Origin of the sequence: Eudoraea adriatica DSM 19308, assembly GCF_000382125.1 — a bacterium.
Classification (GTDB): Bacteria; Bacteroidota; Bacteroidia; order Flavobacteriales; family Flavobacteriaceae; genus Eudoraea; species Eudoraea adriatica.
The window spans coordinates 314,339-339,120 of record NZ_KB907550.1; the positions used below are offsets into that span (position 1 = coordinate 314,339).

General features: G+C 39.2%; 16 protein-coding genes and 1 pseudogene. 16 read left to right on the plus strand and 1 reads right to left on the minus strand.

All coding sequences use genetic code 11. The features are described from left to right. The first annotated feature begins 3 nt into the window (after positions 1-3). The 4 genes from G504_RS0113440 (at position 4) to G504_RS0113455 (ending at position 5,245) form a co-directional block, all read left to right on the plus strand. Positions 4-1,323: a hypothetical protein gene (locus G504_RS0113440; protein WP_019670710.1), complete on the plus strand. Its 1,320-nt coding sequence runs from the start codon at positions 4-6 to the stop codon at positions 1,321-1,323. A gap of 30 nt (positions 1,324-1,353) precedes the next feature. After that, entirely contained in the window at positions 1,354-2,412 is a 1,059-nt protein-coding gene (locus G504_RS0113445; protein ID WP_019670711.1) for a cytochrome c oxidase subunit II, read from the plus strand. A gap of 43 nt (positions 2,413-2,455) precedes the next feature. Continuing rightward, the gene (locus G504_RS0113450) at positions 2,456-4,276 is read left to right on the plus strand and encodes a cytochrome c oxidase subunit I (RefSeq protein WP_019670712.1); all 1,821 of its coding nucleotides are present in this window, start codon (positions 2,456-2,458) and stop codon (positions 4,274-4,276) included. A 144-nt stretch (positions 4,277-4,420) separates the two neighbouring features. After that, on the plus strand, positions 4,421-5,245 hold the full coding sequence (locus G504_RS0113455) for a GIN domain-containing protein (RefSeq protein ID WP_019670713.1): 825 nt from the start codon (positions 4,421-4,423) through the stop codon (positions 5,243-5,245). 74 nt (positions 5,246-5,319) lie between these two features. On the opposite strand, the gene pckA is transcribed toward G504_RS0113455, so the two are convergent. Next, on the minus strand, positions 5,320-6,924 hold the full coding sequence (gene pckA, locus G504_RS0113460; RefSeq protein ID WP_019670714.1) for a phosphoenolpyruvate carboxykinase (ATP): 1,605 nt from the start codon (positions 6,922-6,924) through the stop codon (positions 5,320-5,322). Between the two features lie 199 nt (positions 6,925-7,123). Here pckA and ruvB point away from each other — a divergent pair, with 199 nt between their 5' ends. The 12 genes and pseudogenes from ruvB to G504_RS0113515 all read left to right on the plus strand — a co-directional run bounded on the left by ruvB (position 7,124) and on the right by G504_RS0113515 (position 24,758). Next, positions 7,124-8,146, plus strand: a complete 1,023-nt coding sequence (gene ruvB / locus G504_RS0113465) for a Holliday junction branch migration DNA helicase RuvB (RefSeq protein ID WP_019670715.1) — start codon at positions 7,124-7,126, stop codon at positions 8,144-8,146. Between the two features lie 8 nt (positions 8,147-8,154). Further along, a pseudogene (locus tag G504_RS20145) lies at positions 8,155-8,415 on the plus strand (HEAT repeat domain-containing protein); the annotation flags it as partial. A gap of 72 nt (positions 8,416-8,487) precedes the next feature. Beyond that, positions 8,488-8,808, plus strand: a complete 321-nt coding sequence (locus G504_RS0113470; protein ID WP_026348579.1) for a GIY-YIG nuclease family protein — start codon at positions 8,488-8,490, stop codon at positions 8,806-8,808. 38 nt (positions 8,809-8,846) lie between these two features. Beyond that, positions 8,847-10,172 (plus strand): cytochrome P450, encoded by a 1,326-nt coding sequence (locus G504_RS0113475; protein WP_019670717.1) that lies wholly within the window; start codon positions 8,847-8,849, stop codon positions 10,170-10,172. 190 nt (positions 10,173-10,362) lie between these two features. Beyond that, on the plus strand, positions 10,363-11,283 hold the full coding sequence (queG, locus tag G504_RS0113480) for a tRNA epoxyqueuosine(34) reductase QueG (RefSeq protein WP_019670718.1): 921 nt from the start codon (positions 10,363-10,365) through the stop codon (positions 11,281-11,283). A gap of 151 nt (positions 11,284-11,434) precedes the next feature. Continuing rightward, positions 11,435-12,748 (plus strand): MFS transporter, encoded by a 1,314-nt coding sequence (locus G504_RS0113485; protein ID WP_019670719.1) that lies wholly within the window; start codon positions 11,435-11,437, stop codon positions 12,746-12,748. 194 nt (positions 12,749-12,942) lie between these two features. Further along, a complete protein-coding gene (locus G504_RS0113490) occupies positions 12,943-15,252 on the plus strand; it encodes an NADP-dependent malic enzyme (RefSeq protein ID WP_019670720.1) in 2,310 nt (769 codons plus the stop codon). Positions 15,253-15,282: 30 nt separating this feature from the next. Then, positions 15,283-15,864 (plus strand): Holliday junction branch migration protein RuvA, encoded by a 582-nt coding sequence (gene ruvA, locus G504_RS0113495; RefSeq protein WP_019670721.1) that lies wholly within the window; start codon positions 15,283-15,285, stop codon positions 15,862-15,864. A 5-nt stretch (positions 15,865-15,869) separates the two neighbouring features. Continuing rightward, positions 15,870-23,057: a T9SS outer membrane translocon Sov/SprA gene (gene sov / locus G504_RS0113500; RefSeq protein ID WP_019670722.1), complete on the plus strand. Its 7,188-nt coding sequence runs from the start codon at positions 15,870-15,872 to the stop codon at positions 23,055-23,057. Between the two features lie 168 nt (positions 23,058-23,225). Continuing rightward, positions 23,226-23,606 (plus strand): glycine cleavage system protein GcvH, encoded by a 381-nt coding sequence (gene gcvH / locus G504_RS0113505; RefSeq protein WP_019670723.1) that lies wholly within the window; start codon positions 23,226-23,228, stop codon positions 23,604-23,606. 34 nt (positions 23,607-23,640) lie between these two features. Continuing rightward, positions 23,641-24,000: a VanZ family protein gene (locus G504_RS0113510; protein WP_083930767.1), complete on the plus strand. Its 360-nt coding sequence runs from the start codon at positions 23,641-23,643 to the stop codon at positions 23,998-24,000. Between the two features lie 53 nt (positions 24,001-24,053). Beyond that, positions 24,054-24,758: an energy transducer TonB gene (locus G504_RS0113515; RefSeq protein ID WP_019670725.1), complete on the plus strand. Its 705-nt coding sequence runs from the start codon at positions 24,054-24,056 to the stop codon at positions 24,756-24,758. The last annotated feature ends 24 nt before the right edge of the window (positions 24,759-24,782 follow it).

Here is a 24,782-nt window from a genome sequence, read left to right on the forward strand (position 1 = left end):
AATATGTACACGTTTTCAAACAGATTAAAAATAGCTTCCTTTATTCTCATGGCTGTTGGGGTATTGGGAATTGGTATTGGCTTTGTGTCTGCACCAGCTACGGTAGAGGAAGCCAAAGCCATGGTGGCCGCGCATGATGACGGTCATGGAGATTCTCATGGAGAGGAAGCATCCCATGCTATGGCTTCTGACCACGGTGGGGCCTCTGATCACAATAGCGATCATGATGAGCACTTGTTACACCAACTGCAAAACAGACCATGGGCTGCTTTATATGTGGCTGCTTTCTTTTTCTTTATGATTGCTTTAGGTGTCCTTGCATTCTATGGTATTCAAAGGGCTTCACAAGCCGGATGGTCACCTTTGTTGTTCAGGGTAATGGAAGGAATTACAGCATACCTGGTTCCTGGTGGAATAATTGTATTTGTAATACTGGTACTATCCGTATTGCATTTCAATCATATGTTTACATGGATGGATGCCGATGTTGTGGCTCATGACAAATTGCTTCAGAATAAAGCCGGATATCTCAATCCTACTTTCTTTCTGATACGTGCTGCCATCTTCCTTGGAGGATGGATTGGTTACCGTGAAATATCACGAAGACTTTCTATTGCTCAGGATAATGCAGATGATAATTCCAATTTCAAAAAGAACTTCAGATTTTCAGCAGCTTTCCTTGTATTTTATCTTATTTCAGAATCCATTATGTCTTGGGATTGGATTATGAGTGTTGATCCGCATTGGTTCAGTACACTTTTTGGATGGTATGTTTTTGCAAGTATGATCGTTTCGGGCATAACTGTTATCGCCATGGTTACTATTTACCTTAAATCAAAAGGGTATTTGCCGGATGTTAATGACAGCCATATCCATGACCTTGCAAAATTTATGTTTGGCTTTAGTATCTTCTGGACTTATCTTTGGTTTGGTCAGTTTATGTTAATATGGTATGCTAATATTCCTGAAGAAGTTACGTATTTCGTTACTAGGATTGAAGATTATAACCTGCCATTTTTTGGAATGGTAGCAATGAATTTTGTATTTCCATTATTGTTGCTCATGAACAGCGATTATAAAAGGGTGAATTGGTTTGTAATTATGACCGGCATCGTTTTACTTGCAGGACATTATTTAGATATATTTAATATGATAATGCCGGCAACGGTTGGAGACCAATGGTATATTGGGGTTCCGGAAATAGGTGCAATTCTCTTTTTCTCAGGAGCTTTTATTTTCTGGGTTTTCCGGGCATTAACCCATGCTCCCTTGCAGCCGAGTCGTAATCCTTTTATAGAAGAAAGCAGGCATTTTCATTATTAGTAATTTTAAAGTATAATTTCAATACATACAATGACTACATTATTGATCTTAATTGTTTTAGTACTCGTGGCAATTGCAATTTGGCAAATGACCAAAATCTTTGAATTGTCCAAGCTAAAGACAATAGATTCACAAGTGGCGACGGATAAGGATAACAAGTATAATGGTTACTTGTTGTTTGCTTTTTTGATATTTATTTATGGGATAACCATATTTAGTTTTTATAAATACACTAAAGTGTTATTGCCTGAAGCTGCTTCGGCTCATGGAGGTGATTATGATTACTTAATGCTTGTTTCGTTTATAATCATCTTTTTTGTACAAACCCTTACCCAGGCTTTATTGCATTATTTTGGGTATAAATATCGCGGTGAAAAGGGTAAAAAAGCTTTGTTCTTTGCAGATAATGACAGGCTGGAATTTATATGGACGATAATTCCGGTGATTGTTTTAGCCGGATTAATCTTATGGGGTTTATACACCTGGACCAGCATAATGGATATCAATGATGAAGATGATCCTCTGATTGTAGAACTTTATGCACAACAATTTAACTGGACTGCCAGATATGGTGGTGCAGACAATGTACTGGGAACTTCCAATGTTAGAATGATAGATATTGATAAGGCAAATATTTTGGGATTGGATGAATCTGACCCCAATGCTTCTGATGATATTATTGTAAAAGAATTACATCTGCCTGTTGGAAGAAAAGTAAACTTTAAAATGCGTTCGCAGGATGTATTGCATTCGGCTTATATGCCACATTTTAGAGCCCAGATGAATTGCGTGCCCGGAATGACCACGGAGTTCTCTTTTACACCTACTATAACTACAGCTGAGATGAGAATGAATCCTGATGTGGTAGACAAGGTAAAGAGGACAAATATAATTAGAGCAGAACGCGCAGCCAATGGCGAGGATAACTCCGATCCCTGGGAATTTGATTATGTCTTGTTGTGTAATAAAATTTGTGGTAAATCGCACTATAATATGCAGATGAAGATCATTGTAGAAAGTGAAGAAGAGTATAATGCATGGATTGAAAGTCAGCAGACTTTTAGTCAGACCATGGCATCGATACAATAAATAAGGCTATATAAAAAGAAGATTAATATAAAAAAATTTAATTATGTCTGTTACTGCACATGCCCACGTTGATGATCACGCAGATGATCATGTACATCATCATAAAGAGACATTTGTAACAAAGTATATATTTAGTCAGGATCATAAGATGATTTCAAAACAGTATCTTATAACTGGTTTGATTATGGGTATTATTGGCATTGCTATGTCTCTTTTATTCAGAATGCAATTGGCCTGGCCCGGAGAATCATTTCCTATTTTCGAGACATTTTTAGGAGGTTGGGCACCAGGTGGTGTTTTGGATGCAGATATGTACCTGGCATTGGTTACCATACATGGTACCATAATGGTATTCTTTGTCCTTACAGCCGGCTTAAGCGGTACTTTTAGTAATCTTCTGATACCATTGCAGATTGGGGCAAGAGATATGGCTTCAGGTTTCCTAAATATGTTATCGTATTGGATGTTCTTTGTATCCAGTGTTATCATGGTTATTTCGCTTTTTGTGGAGGCAGGACCCGCGGCTGCAGGATGGACAATTTACCCGCCGCTTAGTGCTCTGCCAATGGCACAGCCAGGATCCGGGATGGGGATGACATTGTGGTTGGTATCCATGGCGATCTTTATTGCTTCTTCCTTATTGGGATCATTGAACTACATTGTAACGGTAATCAACCTCAGAACTAAGGGGATGTCTATGACAAGGCTTCCATTAACTATTTGGGCGTTTTTCGTAACCGCAATAATTGGAGTAATTTCTTTTCCCGTATTGCTATCAGCTGCTTTACTTTTGATAATGGATAGAAGTTTTGGAACGTCTTTCTTTTTGTCTGATATTTTTATTCAGGGTGAAGTCTTGCACTATCAGGGAGGTTCTCCTGTATTGTTTGAACACTTGTTTTGGTTTTTAGGGCATCCCGAGGTATACATAGTACTCCTTCCTGCCCTGGGGATAACTTCTGAAGTTATGTCTACTAATGCCCGAAAACCAATATTTGGTTATAGAGCAATGGTAGCATCAATTTTGGCAATTGCATTTTTATCAACCATAGTTTGGGGGCACCATATGTTTATTTCGGGAATGAATCCATTCCTAGGATCCGTATTTACATTTACAACACTCTTAATAGCAATCCCGTCTGCGGTCAAGGCATTTAATTATATCACCACGTTGTGGAAGGGAAATTTACAGCTTAATCCGGCAATGCTTTTCTCTATAGGATTGGTGTCGACCTTTATAACTGGTGGATTAACCGGTATTATTCTTGGTGACAGTACTTTGGATATTAATGTTCACGATACATATTTTGTTGTGGCTCACTTCCACCTGGTAATGGGTATTTCAGCCTTATATGGCTTATTCGCAGGGGTCTACCATTGGTTCCCAAAAATGTTTAAGCGAATGATGAATAAGAATCTGGGCTATGTGCATTTTTGGGTTACTGCAATCTGTGCGTACGGCGTATTCTTTCCTATGCACTTTGTTGGTATGGCCGGCGTTCCAAGACGCTATTATCAAAACACAGCCTTCCCAATGTTCGATGAATTGACAGATGTAAATATACTTATTACAGTTTTTGCTCTAATAGCCGGGCTTGCTCAATTAGTTTTCTTATATAATTTCATAAGTAGTATTTTTTATGGGAAACCCACCGAGCAAAACCCATGGAAATCCAATACATTGGAGTGGACTGCACCAATAGAGCATTTCCATGGAAACTGGGAAGGTGAGATTCCGCATGTACACAGATGGGCATATGACTATAGCAAAATTGATGAAAATGGGGAGTACATAATTCCGGGTCAGGATTTTGTTCCGCAAAATATACCACTGCAACAAGATGAAGAGGAACTGAATCATTAAAGACGAAGTTTCAATTACAAAATAGTAAGGCCCATCCACCAGGATGGGCTTTTTGTTGTTATTGATATAGGGATTATTATAAGGTTTGTATAAAAAAATATAACTGACTTATTTTTGGCGGGAATAATTATTAAATTCGTTATCGTGAAAAACTTTGTTATATTTTTTTTAGCATTCACCACTTTGGCGGTTAGTGCCCAGAGAAAACCTAAGATAAAAGGCAATAAATCTATTGTAAATGTTAATGAAGACCTGCCTTTCTTTAATGCGATAGAAGTCAAGGATGATCTTGAAATCTCTTTGAATGAGACTACTCTTCCCGGATATTCAATTACTGCAGATGATAATTTAATAGATATTTTAAGATTTGATGTCGAAGACAACACCCTTATTATAAGATCCTTTTACAATATCACAGCCAGGAAACAACTCGATATAACAATAAATTACAATGAACTCCAAAGCATAGTTTTGCAGCAAGGGAAACTTGTTACAAAAAATATGATTAATGCCGATGAGCTTAAAATCAGCACATTTGGAACTTCTAAGATTGAATTAAATGCGCGGGCTTCGATTGTTCGTTTAAACATGGAGGGAACCAGTTCAGGGAATCTAAACATACAGTCTGATTCCATAGATCTGGTTCTAAAAGAGAAGATAAACCTCAATATTTATACAACAACTGCCCAAGGTACTATTGAGATGCATAATAATTCCTCAGCAGTGGTTGAAGGGACTGCGGATACTTTGAATATAAAATTGTCCGGAAGCAGCGACCTTAAGGGTCAAAAAATGGAAGCCGGAGTTATGAGCGCTGTTATAGGAGAAACAGCCAGAGCATGGGTGAACGCCTACAAAATTATAGAACTCTCGTCCAGTGGTTCAGCTAAGACTTATTTATGGGGAAACCCCAAAATAATTTTGAATGAATTTCTGAATACTTCTGAGTTATATAAGAGAGAGGAGTAATAGTTTTATTAGAGACATTATAAAAAAAAACCCCCATCGCCCTTGTGATGGGGGTTTTTGTAAACTCAGCGTGGTTAGGACTGCAGTGTAAAATCTGCTTTAGGACCCGCTTCCACGATTTCGCTATTTACATCAGCTTCGAACTTTTTAAAGTTTTCATTAAAAAGCCCTACTAACTTCTTCTTTACTTCCTGATATTGCTCCTTGTCTTCCCATGTATTCTTTGGTATGAGAATCTCAGAAGGCACATTCGGACAACTTAGTGGAATTTGAACGCCAAACTCCTCATCTGTGGTAAATTCTACATTGTCGAAATCATTATTATGAATTGCATCGATCATTGCCCGGGTATACTTAAGGCTCATCCTTGATCCCACACCATGTGCTCCACCAGTCCATCCTGTATTAACCAACCAGGCAGTAGCCTTGTGTTCTTTGATTTTTTCTGCCAGCAATTCTGCATATTTATTTGGATGCCACATCATAAATGCTGCCCCAAAACAAGCACTGAATGTTGCCTGTGGTTCGGTTACACCCATTTCGGTGCCTGCCACCTTTGCGGTATATCCTGAAATAAAGTGATAACTAGCCTGTTCAGGGGTTAGTTTACTTACCGGAGGTAACACACCAAAAGCATCACAGGTAAGGAAGATTATATTTTCCGGATGACCTGCAACACAAGGTATTTGTACATTATCTATATACTCAATTGGATAGGAAGCTCTTGTATTCTGAGTTATAGAAGTATCTGTATAATCTACTTCCCTGGTGAATTTATCGTATACCACATTTTCCAGAACTGTTCCAAATTTTATGGCATTATATATATCCGGTTCGTTTTCTTCTGAAAGGTTAATCGCTTTAGCATAACATCCTCCTTCAATATTGAATGTACCCTGGTCTGTCCAGCAGTGCTCGTCGTCTCCAATTAATCTTCGTTTAGGATCGGCACTTAGCGTGGTTTTTCCTGTTCCGGATAAACCAAACAAAATAGTTACATCATCCTTTTCACCTACATTTGCTGAGCAGTGCATAGGTAATACATTTTCCAGAGGCATCAGATAATTCATAACCGAGAAGATGCCTTTTTTCATCTCACCCGCATACTGTGTTCCAAGAATTACGATTTCTTTGCGTTCCAAATTAAGGTCAACACTTGTTTTAGAAGTCATTTCAGAAGTATACCTGTTAGCCGGGAACCCTCCTGCGTTAAGAACAACATAATCCGGTTCTCCAAAATTTTCCAGTTCTTCTGCAGTTGGCATGATTAACATATTCTGCATAAAGAGTGCGTGATACGCTCTTGTGCATATAATTCTGACTTTAAGCCTGTATTTTGGATCCCAACCGGCAAAAGCATCAACTACATAAAGGTGATCGCAGATATTTAAGAAATCCAAGGCACGTTCATGGTTTACCATAAATGTATGCTCATCCAATCCAATATTGATGGGTCCCCAGTCAATATTATTTTCAGAATCGGGGTGTCTTACGATTCTTTTATCTTTAGGGCTACGGCCTGTTTTTTCGCCGGAGTAGGTCATAAGTGCACCTACATTAGAAATGGCAGTACCCTTTTCTAATCGAAGTCCTAATTCATAAAGAACCGGAACGCTGCTATTCCTGTATATCTTTTCTGTTTCTATACCGTATTTTTCAAGATTAAAAGATGTTTTCATTGATTTTTTGTTTTTGAAGATTGTACTTTCCTAAGTAGCGATAATTTAATGATAATTTCTAATTTCCATGCAAAGAAGGCAATAAATCTTTGTAAAAAAGATGACAAATATCATGTGCTTCCGGGGAATTGTCGTGATATAAAAAAGTAAGAACATTTTGTGATATTTACCGCTTTTCTTTTTTACTATCTTTGAAAATATGAATGAAAACCTTGATCCAACCGGTTCCTCATTTTCGCAAGAGGAATTGGATATTGAACGTGCATTGAGACCTATTACTTTTGATGATTTTACAGGTCAGGAGCAGGTCTTGGAGAACCTGAAAGTTTTTGTGCAGGCAGCCAACCAGCGAAATGAAGCATTGGATCATACATTATTTCATGGCCCACCGGGATTGGGAAAAACCACACTGGCACATATCCTTGCCAATGAATTGGGGGTTGGAATTAAAATTACTTCGGGTCCGGTTTTGGATAAACCGGGGGATCTTGCAGGACTTTTGACCAATCTGGATGAACGAGATGTCTTATTCATTGATGAAATTCATAGGTTAAGCCCAATAGTTGAGGAGTATTTGTACTCTGCCATGGAAGATTATAAAATTGATATCATGATTGAAACCGGCCCAAATGCCAGGTCGGTACAAATTAATTTAAACCCTTTTACATTAATCGGCGCAACCACACGTTCCGGATTATTAACTGCTCCCATGCGTGCCAGATTTGGAATAACGAGCAGGCTTGAGTACTACAGAACGGAATTATTATCTACGATAGTAATGCGCAGTGCAGATATACTCAAAGTTCCTATTGAGGATGATGCAGCAATTGAAATAGCGGGAAGAAGCAGAGGAACCCCAAGAATCAGTAATGCCTTGCTAAGAAGAGTAAGGGATTTTGCTCAAATCAAGGGTGATGGGAATATTGATATTTCTATATCCAGGTATGGGTTAAAAGCCCTGAACGTGGATACCCATGGATTAGATGAAATGGATAATAAAATTCTGACTACAATTATTGATAAATTTAAAGGAGGCCCCGTGGGGATTACTACATTGGCTACAGCGGTATCAGAAAGTGCTGAAACTATTGAAGAAGTCTACGAACCTTTCTTAATTCAGCAGGGTTTCATTATGCGTACACCCAGGGGCAGGGAGGTAACTGAGTTGGCCTACACCCATTTGGGCCGTATTAAAGGAGGTTCCCAGCCAGGTTTATTTTAGTTTATTTAATGTATGTCAGGCTGAGCGCGATCGAAGCCTTATTTAAAAAAGGATTCCCATATGTCAGGCTGAGTGCAGTCGAAGCCTTAAGGAAAAAAGGATTCCAATATGTCAGGCTGAACGCAGTCGAGGCCTTAAGTAAAGAAGGATTCCAATATGTCAGGCTGAGCGCAGTCGAAGCCTTAAGTAAAGAAGGATTCCAATATGTCAGGCTGAGCGCAGTCGAAGCCTTAAGTAAAGAAGGATTCCAATATGTCAGGCTGAGCGCGATCGAAGCCTTATTTAAAAAAGGATTCCAATATGTCAGGCTGAGCGCAGTCGAAGCCCAAACAAAACAGAAAATGTATAGTTATTATGTTTACATATTAAAATGTTCAGATCAATCCTATTATACAGGGATTACCAATGACCTTGATAAAAGAATTGAACAACATCAATCGGGAATTAAAAAGGATAGCTATACCTACAAAAGAAGACCTCTTGAACTTGAATTTTATCAGGAATTTGCCGATGTATTGCAGGCAATTTATTTTGAAAAGAAAGTAAAGGGGTGGACAAGAAGAAAAAAAGAAGCTTTGATTCGTGGTGATTGGCAATTACTTCAAATTCTTTCTGAGTGCAGGAATGCGACACATTATAAATACCATGATTATCAAAATTAATGGCTTCGACTGCCCTCAGCCTGACAAATAGTTTATAGGTGAAAGAACTTCCTACAATTTCTCAGTTTCAGGTTTTTAAGAACAGAAAGACAATTCTAAAAAACCCTTTGCCATTCCACAGGGCTAATTTTGAAAAATATGGAGATATTTTCAAGGTGAACGTTGGTTTTCGAAAGGCTGTTATCTTCACTCGAGATGCTACTATTATAAAGCACATACTTCAAAAACAGCATAAAAATTATGAAAAATCAGAGCTCCAAACCGTAGATCTTGCAAAATATATCGGGCACGGAATCCTGACTTCGAATGGAGAACATTGGCGGGTACACCGTCGCATGGTACAACCCGCATTTCATAAAAAGAAACTCATCGGTTTATTGGGTATCATGAAGCAGGCAATTGACTCAGAATTAAAAAGAATAGAGCCCGGAACAACTCAGGATGTATTTCCTTTAATGGGCGATTTGGCTTTCCAGGTTGTAGCACAAGCCCTTTTTAGCCGGTATGATATTCAGCAAAGCATGGAACAGCTTCAGGATTATACGGAGCGCAACCAAAAGATGTTAATCAGGGAAATGAGACAGCCATACCTCAAATGGTGGTTTAAACTAAGTGGTAAAATTAATAAACACCTGGCGCTGGCCGAACAGGGAAGGAAGATTCTAAATGATATCATCGAAGAGCGAATAGCATCCGGGGAAAAGAAGGATGATTTGCTGGACATGCTTTTAAATGCAACCTATGAAGACGGCACACATATGCCCAGGCGGCAATTAATAGATGAAGTCCTGATATTATTTACGGCAGGTCATGAGACCACTGCCAATGCCCTTAGTTTTACGCTTCATCTGTTGGCTAAAAACCCATCCATTCAGGATAAGGTTTTAAAGGAAGTTGAAAACACAGACTTGGATTCTGAAGACCTCATGCAGTGCCTTTCTAAATTAACGTACACCAAACAATGTATAGAAGAAGCTTTAAGGCTCTATCCGCCTGCTTATGTCATCGATAGAACAGCAATATCGGATGATATTGTTCAGGGGCAAATTTTTCCCAAGGGTTCTTTGGTTTTAATGTCTGTTTACGAATTACACAGAGCATCGGCATTCTGGGATGCACCGGAAGAATTCAATCCGGACCGCTTCGATATATCCTTGAGAAGAGACTATTCCAATTATTACTATCCTTTTGGCGCTGGCCCCAGAATGTGTGTAGGGAACAACTTTGCCATGTATGAGATGATCATTGCTATAGCACAGATTATTAAGCAGTATCGAATTAGTACCAATTTGAAAACCGTTGAAGTAAACCCAATGATTTCCTTAAAACCTGTTACTGTGCCCATCAGTTTTGAGCCAAGGTAAACTTCCTGATTTGCTTGATCGCTTAATGCCATTTTGGAATAATCAGTTAATTTAGTCGAAATCATGGGTTCTGGATGTTTTGAAAACAAAGAAACACGCCGGATAAATCCGGTTATTTCCAATTGTATAAGTTATATCTTAGATTGATAGTAAAAAGGAAGCCTCTTTCCGAATAATTTAGGGTCTATTGTTGAATAGAAAAAGAAAATATTCACACTTAATTAAAGCTGAAGCCAAACGCCTCGGTTTTTTGTCTTGTGGCTTTTCCAAAGCTGATTTTTTGGAGGAAGAAGCGCCCCGTTTAGAAAAGTGGTTGAAGAACAATATGCATGGCGAAATGCAGTATATGGAGAACCATTTTGACAAACGCCTGGATCCGCGTTTGTTGGTAGATGGCGCCAAATCTGTTATTTCACTTTTACTGAATTATTATCCTCAGGAAATTCAAAACAAAGACACCTATAAAGTCTCCAAGTACGCCTATGGGCAGGATTACCATCATGTTATCAAATCCAAATTAAGGCAACTTCAGGAATTCATCACAGAAGAAATTGGGGAAGTACATGGCAGGGCTTTTGTAGATTCCGCCCCTGTGCTCGACAAGGCATGGGCAGCCAAAAGTGGCCTGGGCTGGATGGGGAAACATACCAATCTCCTTACACAGCAATTAGGTTCTTTTTACTTCATCGCAGAACTGATTATTGACCTGGAACTCGAATATGATGCGCCGGTCACAGATCATTGCGGGAGCTGCACAGCCTGCATAGATGCCTGTCCAACAGAAGCTATTGTGGAGCCCTATGTAGTAGATGGTAGCAAATGTATTTCTTATTTCACTATAGAACTCAAGAATGAAATTCCGACTTCTGTAAAAAATAAGTTTGACGACTGGATCTTTGGTTGCGATATCTGCCAGGATGTATGCCCCTGGAATAGATTTTCAAAACCCCATGCAGAACCGCTTTTTAATCCGCATCCGGAACTGTTATCAATGACCAAAAAGGACTGGGAAGAAATCACGGAAGACGTTTTTAAGAGGGTTTTTCAGAAATCCGCGGTTAAACGCACGAAATTTTCAGGTTTAAAGCGAAACATAAAATTTCTGGAATAAGGCACCTTTGGAACTATAACGTTTTCGAAGCTGAAATAAGTAAGTTTTAAGTAAGATTTTATTGTTAACAAAGATAAAGAGCTATATTGAAGCACTGTTTACCAAGTATTTAAAATAAAATTAAATTTGTTTTATCTACAAAGCGAGTACTATGAAGATTATGAAACCCGAGTTAAGTTTTTGGCAAATTTTCAATATGAACGTCGGTTTTCTTGGCATCCAATTCAGTTTTGGGCTACAACAGAGTGCGATCAACCCTATTTTTCTTTTTTTAGGGGCCCCTGAAGATATGCTGCCAATTTTAAATATTGCCGGTCCGGTTACGGGTTTAATAGTTCAGCCTCTTATTGGAGCCATTTCAGATAAAACATGGTCACCGAGATGGGGTCGTAGAAAACCATTTTTTCTTATCGGGGCTATAATTGGAAGTTTGTGTCTGTTCGCATTTCCTTTAAGTCCGGCTCTATGGTTTGCTGTTGGGTTACTTTGGATTTTAGATGTGGGTAACAACATGGCTATGGAACCTTACAGGGCCTTTGTAGGCGACAAGTTACCCAGTAGACAATTAAGTTTGGGATATCAAATGCAGAGTCTTTTTGTTGGTGCCGGTATTGTACTAGCCAATGCCTCAATTTTCTTGTTCCAGGATTGGTTTGGTGGAGATGCCGGTTCGGAGGTAGCAGGTTCCATTCCTAAATGGTTGTATTACTCCTTTTTTATAGGTTCGGTTTTGTCGGTAACGACTATTTTATGGTCTGTTCTCAAAACCCCGGAAATTCCTCCAAGCGATGAGGAACTTGAGGTAATTAACTCGCATAAGAAATTGCCTTTTACAGAACGTTTTAAAATGCCATTTATTGAAATTGCTGAAGCGGTGAAGGAAATGCCAAAATTTATGTGGAAGCTCTCGGTAGTATATCTTTTCCAATGGTATGCGTTATTTGTTTATTGGCAATTTATAACACCCTTGTTTATGAAAACTATGGGATATGATCTCTCATCCGCAGCTGCTCAATCTGCAAAAATGAGTACGACTTACAATATTGCAACCGTTGTTGTTGCTTTAGCCTTGGTTCCATTGACATTAAAGTTTGGCGGAAAGAAAATTTATGCAGCAAGTTTATTTGGTACCGGATTAGCATTAATGAGCATACCTTTTATTGCAGATCCAATTTATGTCCTGTTTCCAATGGTACTTTTCGGTATCGGTTGGGCCGCCATGATGGGTATTCCTTATACTATGGTCTCTAACATAGTGCCTCAGGAGCGGCGTGGTGTGTATATGGGTATTTTGAATATGATGATTGTGATTCCCATGGGAATTGAAACACTTACCTTCGGGCCAATCTTTAAGCTATTCCTGGGAGGTAATGCCGTAAACGCAATGCTCTTTGGAGGCACATTCTTTATAATTGCAGCAATTTTAGCTCTGCGCCTTAACGTAACTGCTGAAAAGAAACAGTAATAAGGGAATAACGAAAATCAAAAATTCAACAGCCCTATTACTTACTGCGTCAATACTTTATTGGATTCTTTATTTCAGCAAGAATTATTAAAGTCCCGTAAATATCATCCAAACATTGATGTAATTTTAATTGTATTCAAAGATATGTTTGTATCCAAAGAAATACTCTTAAATTTGATACTCAAAATGAATCCATGTCCGAAGAAAAGAAAAGAAGGGAGGCATTAATCTATCATGCGAAGCCACAGCCCGGCAAAATTAAAGTTGTTCCTACAAAGCCTTATGCCACCCAGCGCGATTTGGCTCTTGCCTACTCCCCGGGCGTAGCAGAACCTTGCCTGGAAATTAAAAAGGATAAGGAAAATGTCTATAAATATACCGCCAAGGGAAATATTGTAGCCATTATTTCCAATGGCACAGCGGTTCTTGGGCTGGGGGATATTGGACCCGAGGCTTCCAAGCCTGTAATGGAAGGCAAGAGTTTATTATTTAAAATTTTCGCGGACATAGACGGAATTGATATAGAACTGGATACAAAAGATGTAGATAAATTTGTAGAAACCGTAAAGATCATAGCACCCACTTTTGGGGGGATAAACCTGGAAGATATTAAAGCTCCTGAAGCTTTTGAAATTGAACGCAGATTAAAGGAAGAGCTGGATATTCCGGTGATGCATGACGATCAGCACGGGACAGCGATTATTTCGGCGGCAGCATTGTTAAATGCATTGGAGATAGCGAAAAAGAAAATTGATAAAGTAAAAATCGTGGTAAGTGGAGCAGGGGCTGCAGCGGTTTCATGTACCAGACTTTATAAGGCCTTTGGAGCGATTTCGGAGAATATTGTAATGTTGGATAGCAAAGGCGTAATTCGCGAAGATGCGGAAAACCTTAGCCCGGAAAAACGTGAATTTGCCACAAAGCGGAAGATAGATACCTTAGAGGAAGCTGTGCTGGACGCAGACGTTTTTATAGGTCTTTCAATTGCTGATATCCTCACGCCAGAGATGCTTAAGTCAATGGCAAAAGACCCTATTGTCTTTGCTATGGCCAATCCGGATCCTGAGATAAACTATAAACTTGCCTGCAAAACCAGAGGTGATGTTATTATGGCCACAGGAAGATCTGACCATCCTAATCAGGTAAATAATGTCCTGGGCTTTCCATTTATTTTTCGCGGGGCACTGGATGTCAGGGCAACCAAAATTAACGAAGCAATGAAAATGGCTGCCGTAAAAGCATTGTCTGAACTTACCAAACAGCCGGTTCCGGAACAGGTAAATATTGCTTATGGCGAAACCAGATTAACCTTTGGCAAAGATTATATAATACCAAAACCTTTTGATCCCAGGCTTATAGCGGAAATACCCCCGGCGGTAGCACAAGCAGCTATGGACAGTGGTGTTGCCAAAGAACCTATTGAAGACTGGAACAGATATAGGGAGGAACTCCTTAAAAGATCCGGAGATGATAATAAAGTAATGCGCCTGCTGATGAATAGGGCCAAGAGCAACCCAAAAAAGATAGTTTTTGCAGAAGCGAATCATCTTGATGTATTAAAAACAGCTCAAATTGCACATGAAGAAGGGATTGCAACTCCTATCCTGTTAGGAAATAAAGAGGTAATACTGGAATTGAAAAAGGAATTGGAATTTGATGCAGATGTATTGATTATTGACCCTAAGGATGAAGATTCGGAAGGGAAAAGAAAGAGTTACGCTGCCAAATTCTTCGAAGCCAGAAAAAGGAGCGGGGTTACTTTATACGGGGCAAACACCAAAATGAGAGAGCGCAATTATTTTGGGGCAATGATGGTTCTGGAAGGTGATGCCGATGGCATGATTTCAGGGCATTCAAGGGCTTATGCCAATGTGGTGAAACCAATTTTTGAAGTTATAGGAAAAGCAAATAATGTTTCAAAAGCCGCAACAGCGCATATTATGATTACCCAAAGGGGCCCCTTGATCCTGTCTGATACTTCCATAAATATTGATCCAAATTCAGAAGAATTAGCTGAAATTGCCCAAATGACAGCTAATCTTGGCCTGGCATTTGGTTTTGATCCTGTTTTGGCACTTCTTTCCTATTCTAATTTTGGCTCTTCCAATCATCCGCACGCAGTTAAAGTAAGAGAAGCCATTAAGATATTGCATGCAAGAAATCCGGAATTAGTGGTAGATGGAGAAATACAAACAGATTTTGCACTGAATAAAAAACTGCGAAAAAGCCAGTTTCCTTTTTCAACACTCGGGGGTAAAAAAGTGAATACCTTAATATTCCCAAATCTTGAATCTGCCAATATTACCTACAAACTACTGAAAGAGCTTCATGCCGGAGATTCAATAGGTCCTATTATGCTCGGTCTTAGAAAGGCTGTGCATGTTTTGCAATTAGGAGCCAGTGTGGAGGAAATGGTAAATATGACTGCTGTTGCGGTTATAGATGCTCAGGAGCGTGAGAAAAGGCGAAAGGTAAAAATGAAACGGAACAACCAGCCAGATTAATAAACCTAATCAATTACAAATATAGCACGAATGATTACCCATCTAAAAGGCAGGCTTGTTGAAAAGAATCCCACTTATGTGGTAATAGAATGCGCCGGTGTTGGCTACTTCGTAAACATTTCACTCCATACGTTTTCAAAAATTTCAGATTCAGAAAACATTCAGCTTTATACACATTTACAAATAAAGGAAGACTCGCATACGCTATATGGGTTTGCGGAAAACTCTGAAAGAGAAATATTCAGGTTATTATTGTCCGTATCCGGTATCGGATCAAATATAGCAAGGACGATGCTTTCTTCACTCACCCCCTTTCAGATTAGAGACGCAATTGCCTGTGGGGATGTTCCTACAATTCAGGCTGTCAAGGGTATAGGTGCCAAAACAGCACAACGGGTAATTTTAGACCTAAAAGACAAGATTTTAAAAATCTATGATCTGGATGAAGTTTCACAAAATTCAAACAATACAAATAAAGAAGAAGCGTTATCTGCTTTAGAGGTTCTCGGGTTTGTCCGGAGACAGTCAGAAAAGGCTGTGGACAAGGTTTTGGCCCAGGACCCCTCACTAAGCGCAGAGGACATTATAAAACATGCGCTTAAAAATTTGTAATAAGTTTGAAAAAAGGGGCAAAATCAAATCTTAAATCATTTTCATTTAAGCTTTTTTTACTATCCTTCATTTTTCTAGGAGTTTGGAATACTGCACAGGCCCAGGAGACTAATGAACAGGAGACAGATTCTGTACAGGTAGATTCAGTTCAGACAGGATTTGCTCTGGGTAGAATTGCAATGGAAAACCCCAATAGCATTGTTTCCAAATATACCTATGATCCCAAACTAGACATGTATATCTATTCTGAGATGGTGGGGGATTTTGATATTAGCTACCCAATTATACTTACACCGGAGCAGTATTTGGATCTTGTTCAACAAGAAAACATGAAGTCCTATTTCAAAGAGAAAATAGATGCCTTCTCAGGGAAAAAAGAAGGCTCCGAGGAAGCCCGAAAAAACCTGCTTCCAAATTTTTATGTTAACAGCGGATTTTTTGAAACCATTTTTGGGGGCAATACTATTGAAGTTATCCCCCAGGGATCTGTTGCGATGGACCTCGGTGTTATTTGGCAAAAAAATGACAATCCTGCTCTTTCTCCAAGAAACCGTACCAATCTCTCATTTGATTTTGATCAGCGGATTAGTTTAAGCTTGCTGGGCAAAATTGGCGAGCGTTTGCAGGTAACTGCCAATTACGATACTGAGGCCACTTTCGATTTTCAGAATTTAATAAAGTTGGATTATACACCAACCGAAGATGATATAATAAGAAAAATTGAGGTAGGTAATGTGAGCTTTCCTTTAAATAGTTCATTGATCAGAGGGGCTCAGAGCCTTTTCGGTGTAAAAACACAATTGCAATTTGGCAGGACCACTATAACCGCGGTCTTCTCGGAGCAACAATCCCAAAACAGTTCGGTAGTGGCTCAGGGTGGCGGAACCTTGAATGATTTTGAATTATCTGCTCTGGACTACGATGAGGACAAACACTTTTTTCTGGCCCAGTTTTTTAGAGATCAATATGATGACGCTTTAACCAATTACCCCTTTATTAAAAGTCAGGTTCAAATAACCCGTCTCGAAGTTTGGGTTACAAATAGAGGCCAGCAAACACTTAACGTCAGGAACATAGTTGCTATTCAGGATTTGGGCGAGGCCCTTAAGGATAATACCAGGATTGGAATTGCAAATGGCGAACCGGCAGGATTTTTTAACACCTCAGCTACTAACCAGGAATTACCAAGAAATAATGCAAATGACTACGACCCTCAATTAATCGATAATGGGGGAGTTTTAAACTCCAACATTAGAGATATTGCCACAGTAGATGATGGTTTTGATATAAATACGGGATATCAGATAAATCAGGGATTTGACTATGCCATTTTGGAAAACGCGAGAAAACTGGAAACAGGAAGAGATTACCAGTTCGATTCACAATTGGGATATATTTCTCTGAACCAGCGCTTAAGCAATGATGAAGTGCTGGCAGTAGCCTTTCAGTACACTTATAATGGTGAAATTTTTCAGGTTGGGGAATTTGCAAATGGGGGCATAGATGCGACTTCGGTCTCACCTGGTGTTGAGGTACCTCAAATTAATAACAATACGCTGGTCCTTAAATTATTAAAGAGTAACATTACCAATGTGGCCGATCCTATCTGGGATCTAATGATGAAAAACATTTATGCAACAGGTGCTTTTCAACTTAGTCAGGAAGATTTCAAGTTTAATATTTTATATTCAGATCCGACCCCCAGAAATTATATCTTACCTGTGGTTGAAGGACCTGGTTCCGGATGGCCCGATGAAAATTCACCGGAGGGAGCATTGCAGGATAGAATTCTGCTGGATGTTTTTAATCTCGACCGCCTGAATGCTTTTAATGATGTTCAGAGAGGCGGGGATGGGTTCTTCGATTTTGTTCCGGGTATTACAGTGAACACGCAGAATGGTTTAATTCTATTTACCAAGGTAGAACCTTTTGGAGAGTTTTTATTTGATGTCCTGGGTGGTGGTGACTATGATGTAGATAATGATCAGGGATATAACGAAAACCAGCAAAAGTATGTTTTTAGAAATATGTATGCCCTCACCAAAGCCGCTTCTTTGCAGGATGCTGAGAAAAACAGATTCAAACTTAAAGGGCGCTATAAATCCGAAGGATCAAGCGGTATCCCTATAGGTGCTTTTAATGTGCCCAGGGGATCTGTCCGTGTAACCGCAGGCGGCCGTCAATTGCAGGAAGGAATAGATTACACGGTAAATTACCAGGCTGGAACGGTTCAGATTTTAGACCCCAGTTTACAGGCTTCAAATACACCAATAAATATTTCTGTAGAAAACAATGCAATTTTTGGCCAGCAAACCAGAAGATTCACCGGTTTTAATATTGAACACCAATTCAGTCAGAACTTTATTTTGGGAGGAACTTTTCAAAACCTGAATGAAAGGCCACTGACTCAGAAGTCTAATTATGGTGTTGAGCCCGTAAATAATAGCATTTTTGGTCTTAATGCAAATTTTTCGACAGAAGTCCCTTTTCTAACCAGGCTTGTAAATAAATTACCTAATATAGATACGGATGTAGCCTCTAATGTATCTGTTCGCGCGGAAGCCGCATACCTCAACCCAAACTCTCCCAAAAATGCCGACTTTCAAGGGGAAACCACAACATATTTAGATGATTTTGAAGGTGCTCAGGCCCTCATAGATATCCGTTCGTCATTAGGCTGGTCATTGGCCAGTACGCCCGTAGAGTTTCAGATAGATGGAGAGCAGGATTTCGAAACAGGTTTTGAAAGGGCAAAAATGGCCTGGTATACTATAGACCCTATTTTTTATACAAACCAGCGTCCTTCGGGGATTAATGATGATGATATATCTACAAATGAGACGCGCAGGGTTTTTATCGATGAAGTATTTCCACAGACAGATATAGCCCAGGGGCAAACTACAGTCCAGAATACTTTTGATATGGCTTATTATCCAAATCAGAAAGGGCCTTATAATGCCAGCACTACTTTCGATGGTCTGCAACCCGATCAAAAATGGGCAGGTATGATGCGTTCTTTAAGTAGTACAAATTTTGAACAATCAAATGTTGAGTTTGTTCAATTCTGGGTCATGGATCCTTATGTAGATGGCATAGCTACCGGCCCCGGTGAGTTGGTTATAAATTTGGGAAATATTTCAGAGGACATTCTTAATGATGGAAGAAAACAATATGAAAACGGTTTGCCCGGCGTAGAGAGTAATGATCTCACTACACCTACTCCTTGGGGGGTAGTGCCGGCTACCCAGTCTTTGGTTTATGCTTTTGATGCCAGTGAAACTAACCGATCACTACAGGATATTGGTTTTGATGGCCTTGATAATAGTCAGGAAGCAGCACAGGGCTACAATGGACCACCAGAAGATCCCGCACTTGATAATTTTCAGTACTATCTGAATAGGGAAGGGGGTATTTTAGAGCGCTACATCGACTTTAATAATACTGAGGGAAATTCACCTGTTACTGTAACAAATACTGACAGGGGATCTACAACCCTGCCCGATGTGGAAGACGTTAACCGCGACCTTACCATGAATACAATTAACAGCTATTTCGAGTATCGCATTCCTATTAAACCTAACACCACGATTAACGATCTCTATGTAACAGATATCAGTGAAGGAACCACCCCTGATTTACCAAACGGAACACAACTAAACCGTCGATGGATTCAATACAAGATTCCATTAAGTGATTTTACAGATGCAATAGGCGGGGTAACGGATTTCAGATCTATCAGTTTTATGCGGATGTATCTTACGGGCTTTACAGATGATGTAGTTTTACGATTTGCCACCCTGGATCTTGTGCGTATCGATTGGAGAACTTATTTAAAAACTCTTTCCTCGGATAATGATGACCCATCAGATGATGCCACAGTCGTGGATGTTAACACTGTGAATATAGAAGAGAATAATTCCAGAACGCCTATTCCTTATGTTTTGCCCCCGGGTGTTCTTAGAGAGCAATTAAATAATAATAACACCATCATTCGTCAAAATGAACAGTCTTTGTCTTTCAAGGTAGAGAATCTTGAACCTCAGGACTCCCGGGGTGTCTTTAAAAATGTAAATATTGATGTCCGGCAATACAAAAGGTTAAAGATGTTTTTGCATGCGGAGAAGATTGTGAATTCTGATTACCTGGATGACGATGTGCCCCTGGTTGCATTTCTTAGGATAGGGACAGATTTCTCTGAAAATTTTTATCAAATAGAAGTCCCTTTAAAATTTACGCCTTTTGGTTCTGCTACTCCGGAAGAAATATGGCCGGAAATAAATGAATTGGATATTGCCCTGAGTGACCTTACGAAAGTTAAATCTCAAGGTATCGCCGACCAATCCTTGAATGAGCTTAATTTTTATGAAATAATAGATGGGGAAGTAGTTGCAGTTGATGAGTTTGCTCCAAGAGAATTAGGGCAGATTCGAATAGGAATAAGGGGTAATCCATCAATAGGGACACTGCGAAGTGCGATGCTGGGTGTAAAGAATATTGATAACCTACCCGCTCGTGGTGAAGTTTGGTTTAACGAATTGCGCATGGCAGGCTTAGATAATAATGGCGGATGGGCTGCACTTGCTGCTGTTGATGCAAACCTTGCAGATTTTGCTAATGTCACGGCTACGGGGGGTAAAAGCACTCCGGGATTTGGCTCTGTGGATCAAAGGCCAAATGAACGCTCCAGGGAGGATGCCGTAGCTTATGATGTGGTTACAAATGTATCTCTCGGACAACTTCTTCCTAAAAAATGGAATGTACAAATTCCTTTCAATTATGGCGTTTCGGAGCAATTAATAACCCCTGAATTTGATCCTGTATATGACGATTTAAAGCTTGAAGACAGGATCGACGCGGCAAATACAAAGGAAGAAGAGGAGGAAATAAGGGAACAGGCAGAAGACTATACAAAGAGGACAAGTATAAACTTTATTGGGGTAAGAAAAAACAGGGGTCCTGAAGCCAAGTCCCATATTTATGATATTGAAAATTTTACATTTAATTACTCCTACAACGAAACAGAGCACAGGGATTTTGAGGTAGCAAGTTTAAAGGATCAGAATATAAAGACAGGATTTGTATATAACTATAATTTTAAACCTGCTTCCGTAGCTCCTTTTGAAAAACAGGATTCCCTGTTTACCGGGAGTTATTTGAAATGGTTGAAAGAAATGAATTTTAATTTGTTGCCAACCAGCTTTTCTGTCCAGTCAGATTACAATCGTCAATTCAATCAGCAGCGTTTCAGGGATGTTCTGGAGGCTGGCGTGGATAAGCTTCCATTGCCATTACTGCAGCAAAGGAACTATCTTTTTAATTGGCAATATGCCCTTAATTATAGTTTGTCTAAATCTTTGCGCCTGAATATTACGACTTCTAACAATAATATTGTTCGTAACTACTTTACGGAGGATGGGAACCCGGATTCAGATATTAACCGCGACCTGAATATCTGGAATGGCTTCTTCGACATAGGAGAGCCTAACCGCCATGCCCAGCAATTTCAGCTCAATTATGATATTCCACTTAACAAGATACCTATTCTTGACTTTGTCAATGCGCAATATACGTACACCAGTAACTTTGATTGGCAACGGGGGGGTGATGCCTTAAATGAAGTTGTCCAGGATGCCCTTGGAGATCCAAATGCTGTTATTAATACTATTCAAAATGCCAATACTCATACCATCACCGCCGCGTTAAGTATGCAACGTTTATATGACCAGATAGGGCTTAAAAGGAGGGATGGCAAGGGAAATGCCGGTACTGCTGCTGTTCGGCTCGATAAAGCGGGAAACCCGGCTGCCGGGCAGGAAAAACCAAAAAAGAAAAGTAGTGGTGCATTCAATACTGTTATTGATATAGTAACAATGGTGAAGCGTATCAACGTAAATTACAGAGAGAATAATGGTACGGTTTTGCCCGGATATACGCAGTCTATCGGGTTTATTGGAACAACAAGGCCTTCATTGGGATTTGTCTTCGGAAGCCAGAAAGATGTGCGCTTTGAAGCGGCCCGCAACGGCTGGCTTACCCCTTATAACGAGTTCAATGAACAATTTATAAAACGAACTAACAAACAACTGAATATTACGGCTACGGCCCAACCGGTCAGGGATTTGACCATTGATTTATTGGCAGACAGGCAATTTTCCAGCAGTTTGCAGGAGAATTTTGAGATCAATGATGGGGTGTATACACCTCAGACGCCGAACACTTTTGGAAACTTCAGTATATCAACTATAATGATTGGCACATCGTTTAGTAAAAGTGATGAATTTCAATCGAAGAATTTTGAAACATTCAAAAATAATAGAATTGTCGTAGCAGAGAGGTTATTCTCGGACAGGTCGAGTCCGGATGAAGGCGTAGATGAAAATGGATACCCATTGAGGTATGGCCCCACCAGCCAGGATGTGATTTTGCCGGCTTTCTTTGCCGCCTACACCGGTCAGGATGTAAACAGAGTTAATCTGGATGCTTTTAGGGAAATCCCTGTCCCTAACTGGAATATTAAGTATACCGGGTTAATGCGCATTAAATCGTTTAAAAAGAAGTTCAAACGATTTTCTCTGAGCCATGGTTATCGTTCTGCATACAGTATAAATACATTCCAAACCAACCTCGAAAGATCACAGCTTGTAAATGACAATCTCCCTCCGATTAATCAGGAAACACAGGATTATCTTCCTGAGAATATTATTAACAATGTGGTTCTTACAGACCAGTTTAATCCCTTAATAAGGGTAGATTTTGAAATGCAAAATTCATTAAGCGTTGTGGCAGAAGTAGGCACAGACAGAGCTTATTCCTTTAGCTTCGATAATAATTTGCTTACAGAGATAAATGGCCAGGATTATACATTGGGACTGGGATATCGTTTCAAGGATGTAAAATTTGTAACAAATATTGGTGGGCAAAAGCAGCGTTTGAAGGGTGATTTAAATCTAAAGGCAGATTTTACATTAAGAGATAACCTTACTATTATCAGGAATCTCAGTCTGGATAATAATCAGACAACTGCAGGGCAGAATTTGTTATCCACCAAATTTACGGCAGACTACGCTCTAAGTAAAAACCTGAATGCATTGTTCTTTTTCGACTATTCTTTCTCCAAATTCGCGGTTTCTACGGCCTTTCCACAGACTACCATCAATACAGGGTTTACCATTCGATATAATTTTGGAAATTAATCCTATTCAGCATCGTGTTTGTAGGAAAAGACCAAAGATTTATCTGTTGAGATTTTGTTATGTTATAATTTTTAACCACTCCAGAATTCAGCCGCATATCTAATTTAATTTTTTTTGAAAACAAACAGATTATCCAGTACATTTGCGGGCAATACAAAACGAAATAAAATGAATATACCATCCGATTTAAAGTACACCAAAGATCATGAATGGATCAGGATCGAAGGTGATATAGCTACTGTAGGTATTACAGATTTTGCACAGGGAGAACTTGGCGATATAGTTTATGTAGAAGTAGAAACATTGGATGAAACTTTAGACAGGGATGAGGTTTTTGGAACTGTGGAAGCAGTAAAGACCGTATCCGATCTTTTTCTGCCTTTAAGTGGGGAGATAATCGAATTAAACGAACTTCTTGAGGATGAGCCCGAAAAAGTGAATTCGGACCCTTATGGTGATGGCTGGATGATTAAAGTGAAGATAAATGATGCCTCGGAGATTGATAGTCTTATGAGTGAGGCAGATTATAAGGAGCTTATTGGTGTTTAAACAATATGTTTTTACCAGTGGTTTTATCTGCTGGATGCTACTAATCACTATACTTAGTCTCTATTCATTTGAGGGTTTTGACACTCAAAAAATAAGCATTCCTCATCTTGATAAGTTAGTACACTTCGTTTTTTATTTCATAGCTGCCATCTTGGGATCAATGTTGATAAAGGAACGGACTAAAGGACAATTTAACCTATTAGGAACAGTAATTATTTCCATGGTGGTTGTTATCATCTATGGTATAGTTATTGAAGTAATTCAAAATACATTTACGAATTACAGAAGCGGAGATTTATATGATGTGCTTGCCAATAGCCTTGGCGCTTTTTTTGGAGGCGGCATAATATTTATTCTTTTTTTGGGTAAAACCCCGTTAAAATGGAAAGATTAATTGTTTTTTAATTAAATTAATAGTTAAATTAGCGAATATTAAAATTTTAGAAGATGGAACTAAAAAAGAATCCGAAAGCCGATTTGAGAAATAATAGCGGGCTTTATTTTGTTTTAGGATTGGCCTTTGTTATGTTAATTGTTTGGGGGGCCTTTGAGTGGAAAACTTATGATAAAACTAATGAATACGACATTTCATTGAATGTTGAAGATAATCTGGATGAGGAAGTTCCCATGACAGAACAGATCAAAACACCTCCACCGCCGCCACCGCCTGCAGCTCCTGAAGTTATTGAAGTTGTTGAGGATGAGGAAGAAGTAGAAGAAACGGTGATTGAATCAACAGAAACAAGTCAGGAAGAAGAAGTTATAGAAGTTGAAGACGTTGATGTTGAGGAAATAGAAGAAGATATTGATGTTCCATTTGCGGTTATTGAAGATGTGCCAATATTTCCAGGCTGTGAAGGAGCCAGTGATAAAAGAGCCTGTTTCAATGAAATGATGCAAAAACATATTCGTAAAAATTTCCGTTATCCTGAAATTGCTCAGGAAATGGGTGTACAGGGAAGAGTAAATGTTATGTTTACCATTCAGAAGGATGGAAGCATTGGAAATATCAGATACAGAGGTCCGGATAAAAACCTGGAACAGGAAGCATTGAGAATTATTGAGAAACTTCCCAGGATGACTCCTGGTAAGCAAAGAGGAAGAGCGGTTAGGGTGCCTTTTAGTATTCCAATTACGTTTAAATTGCAATAAGCACAAAAATCAATAATATATTTA

Bases quoted from the DNA above. Each gene is read 5' to 3' on its own strand.
- G504_RS0113440 (WP_019670710.1), top strand. From the start codon at position 4: ATGTACACGTTTTCAAACAGATTAAAAATAGCTTCCTTTATTCTCATG.
- G504_RS0113445 (WP_019670711.1), top strand. From the start codon at position 1,354: ATGACTACATTATTGATCTTAATTGTTTTAGTACTCGTGGCAATTGCA.
- G504_RS0113450 (WP_019670712.1), top strand. From the start codon at position 2,456: ATGTCTGTTACTGCACATGCCCACGTTGATGATCACGCAGATGATCAT.
- pckA (WP_019670714.1), bottom strand. From the start codon at position 6,924: ATGAAAACATCTTTTAATCTTGAAAAATACGGTATAGAAACAGAAAAG.
- ruvB (WP_019670715.1), top strand. From the start codon at position 7,124: ATGAATGAAAACCTTGATCCAACCGGTTCCTCATTTTCGCAAGAGGAA.
- G504_RS0113470 (WP_026348579.1), top strand. From the start codon at position 8,488: ATGTATAGTTATTATGTTTACATATTAAAATGTTCAGATCAATCCTAT.
- G504_RS0113485 (WP_019670719.1), top strand. From the start codon at position 11,435: ATGAAGATTATGAAACCCGAGTTAAGTTTTTGGCAAATTTTCAATATG.
- G504_RS0113490 (WP_019670720.1), top strand. From the start codon at position 12,943: ATGTCCGAAGAAAAGAAAAGAAGGGAGGCATTAATCTATCATGCGAAG.
- ruvA (WP_019670721.1), top strand. From the start codon at position 15,283: ATGATTACCCATCTAAAAGGCAGGCTTGTTGAAAAGAATCCCACTTAT.
- gcvH (WP_019670723.1), top strand. From the start codon at position 23,226: ATGAATATACCATCCGATTTAAAGTACACCAAAGATCATGAATGGATC.
- G504_RS0113510 (WP_083930767.1), top strand. From the start codon at position 23,641: ATGCTACTAATCACTATACTTAGTCTCTATTCATTTGAGGGTTTTGAC.
- G504_RS0113515 (WP_019670725.1), top strand. From the start codon at position 24,054: ATGGAACTAAAAAAGAATCCGAAAGCCGATTTGAGAAATAATAGCGGG.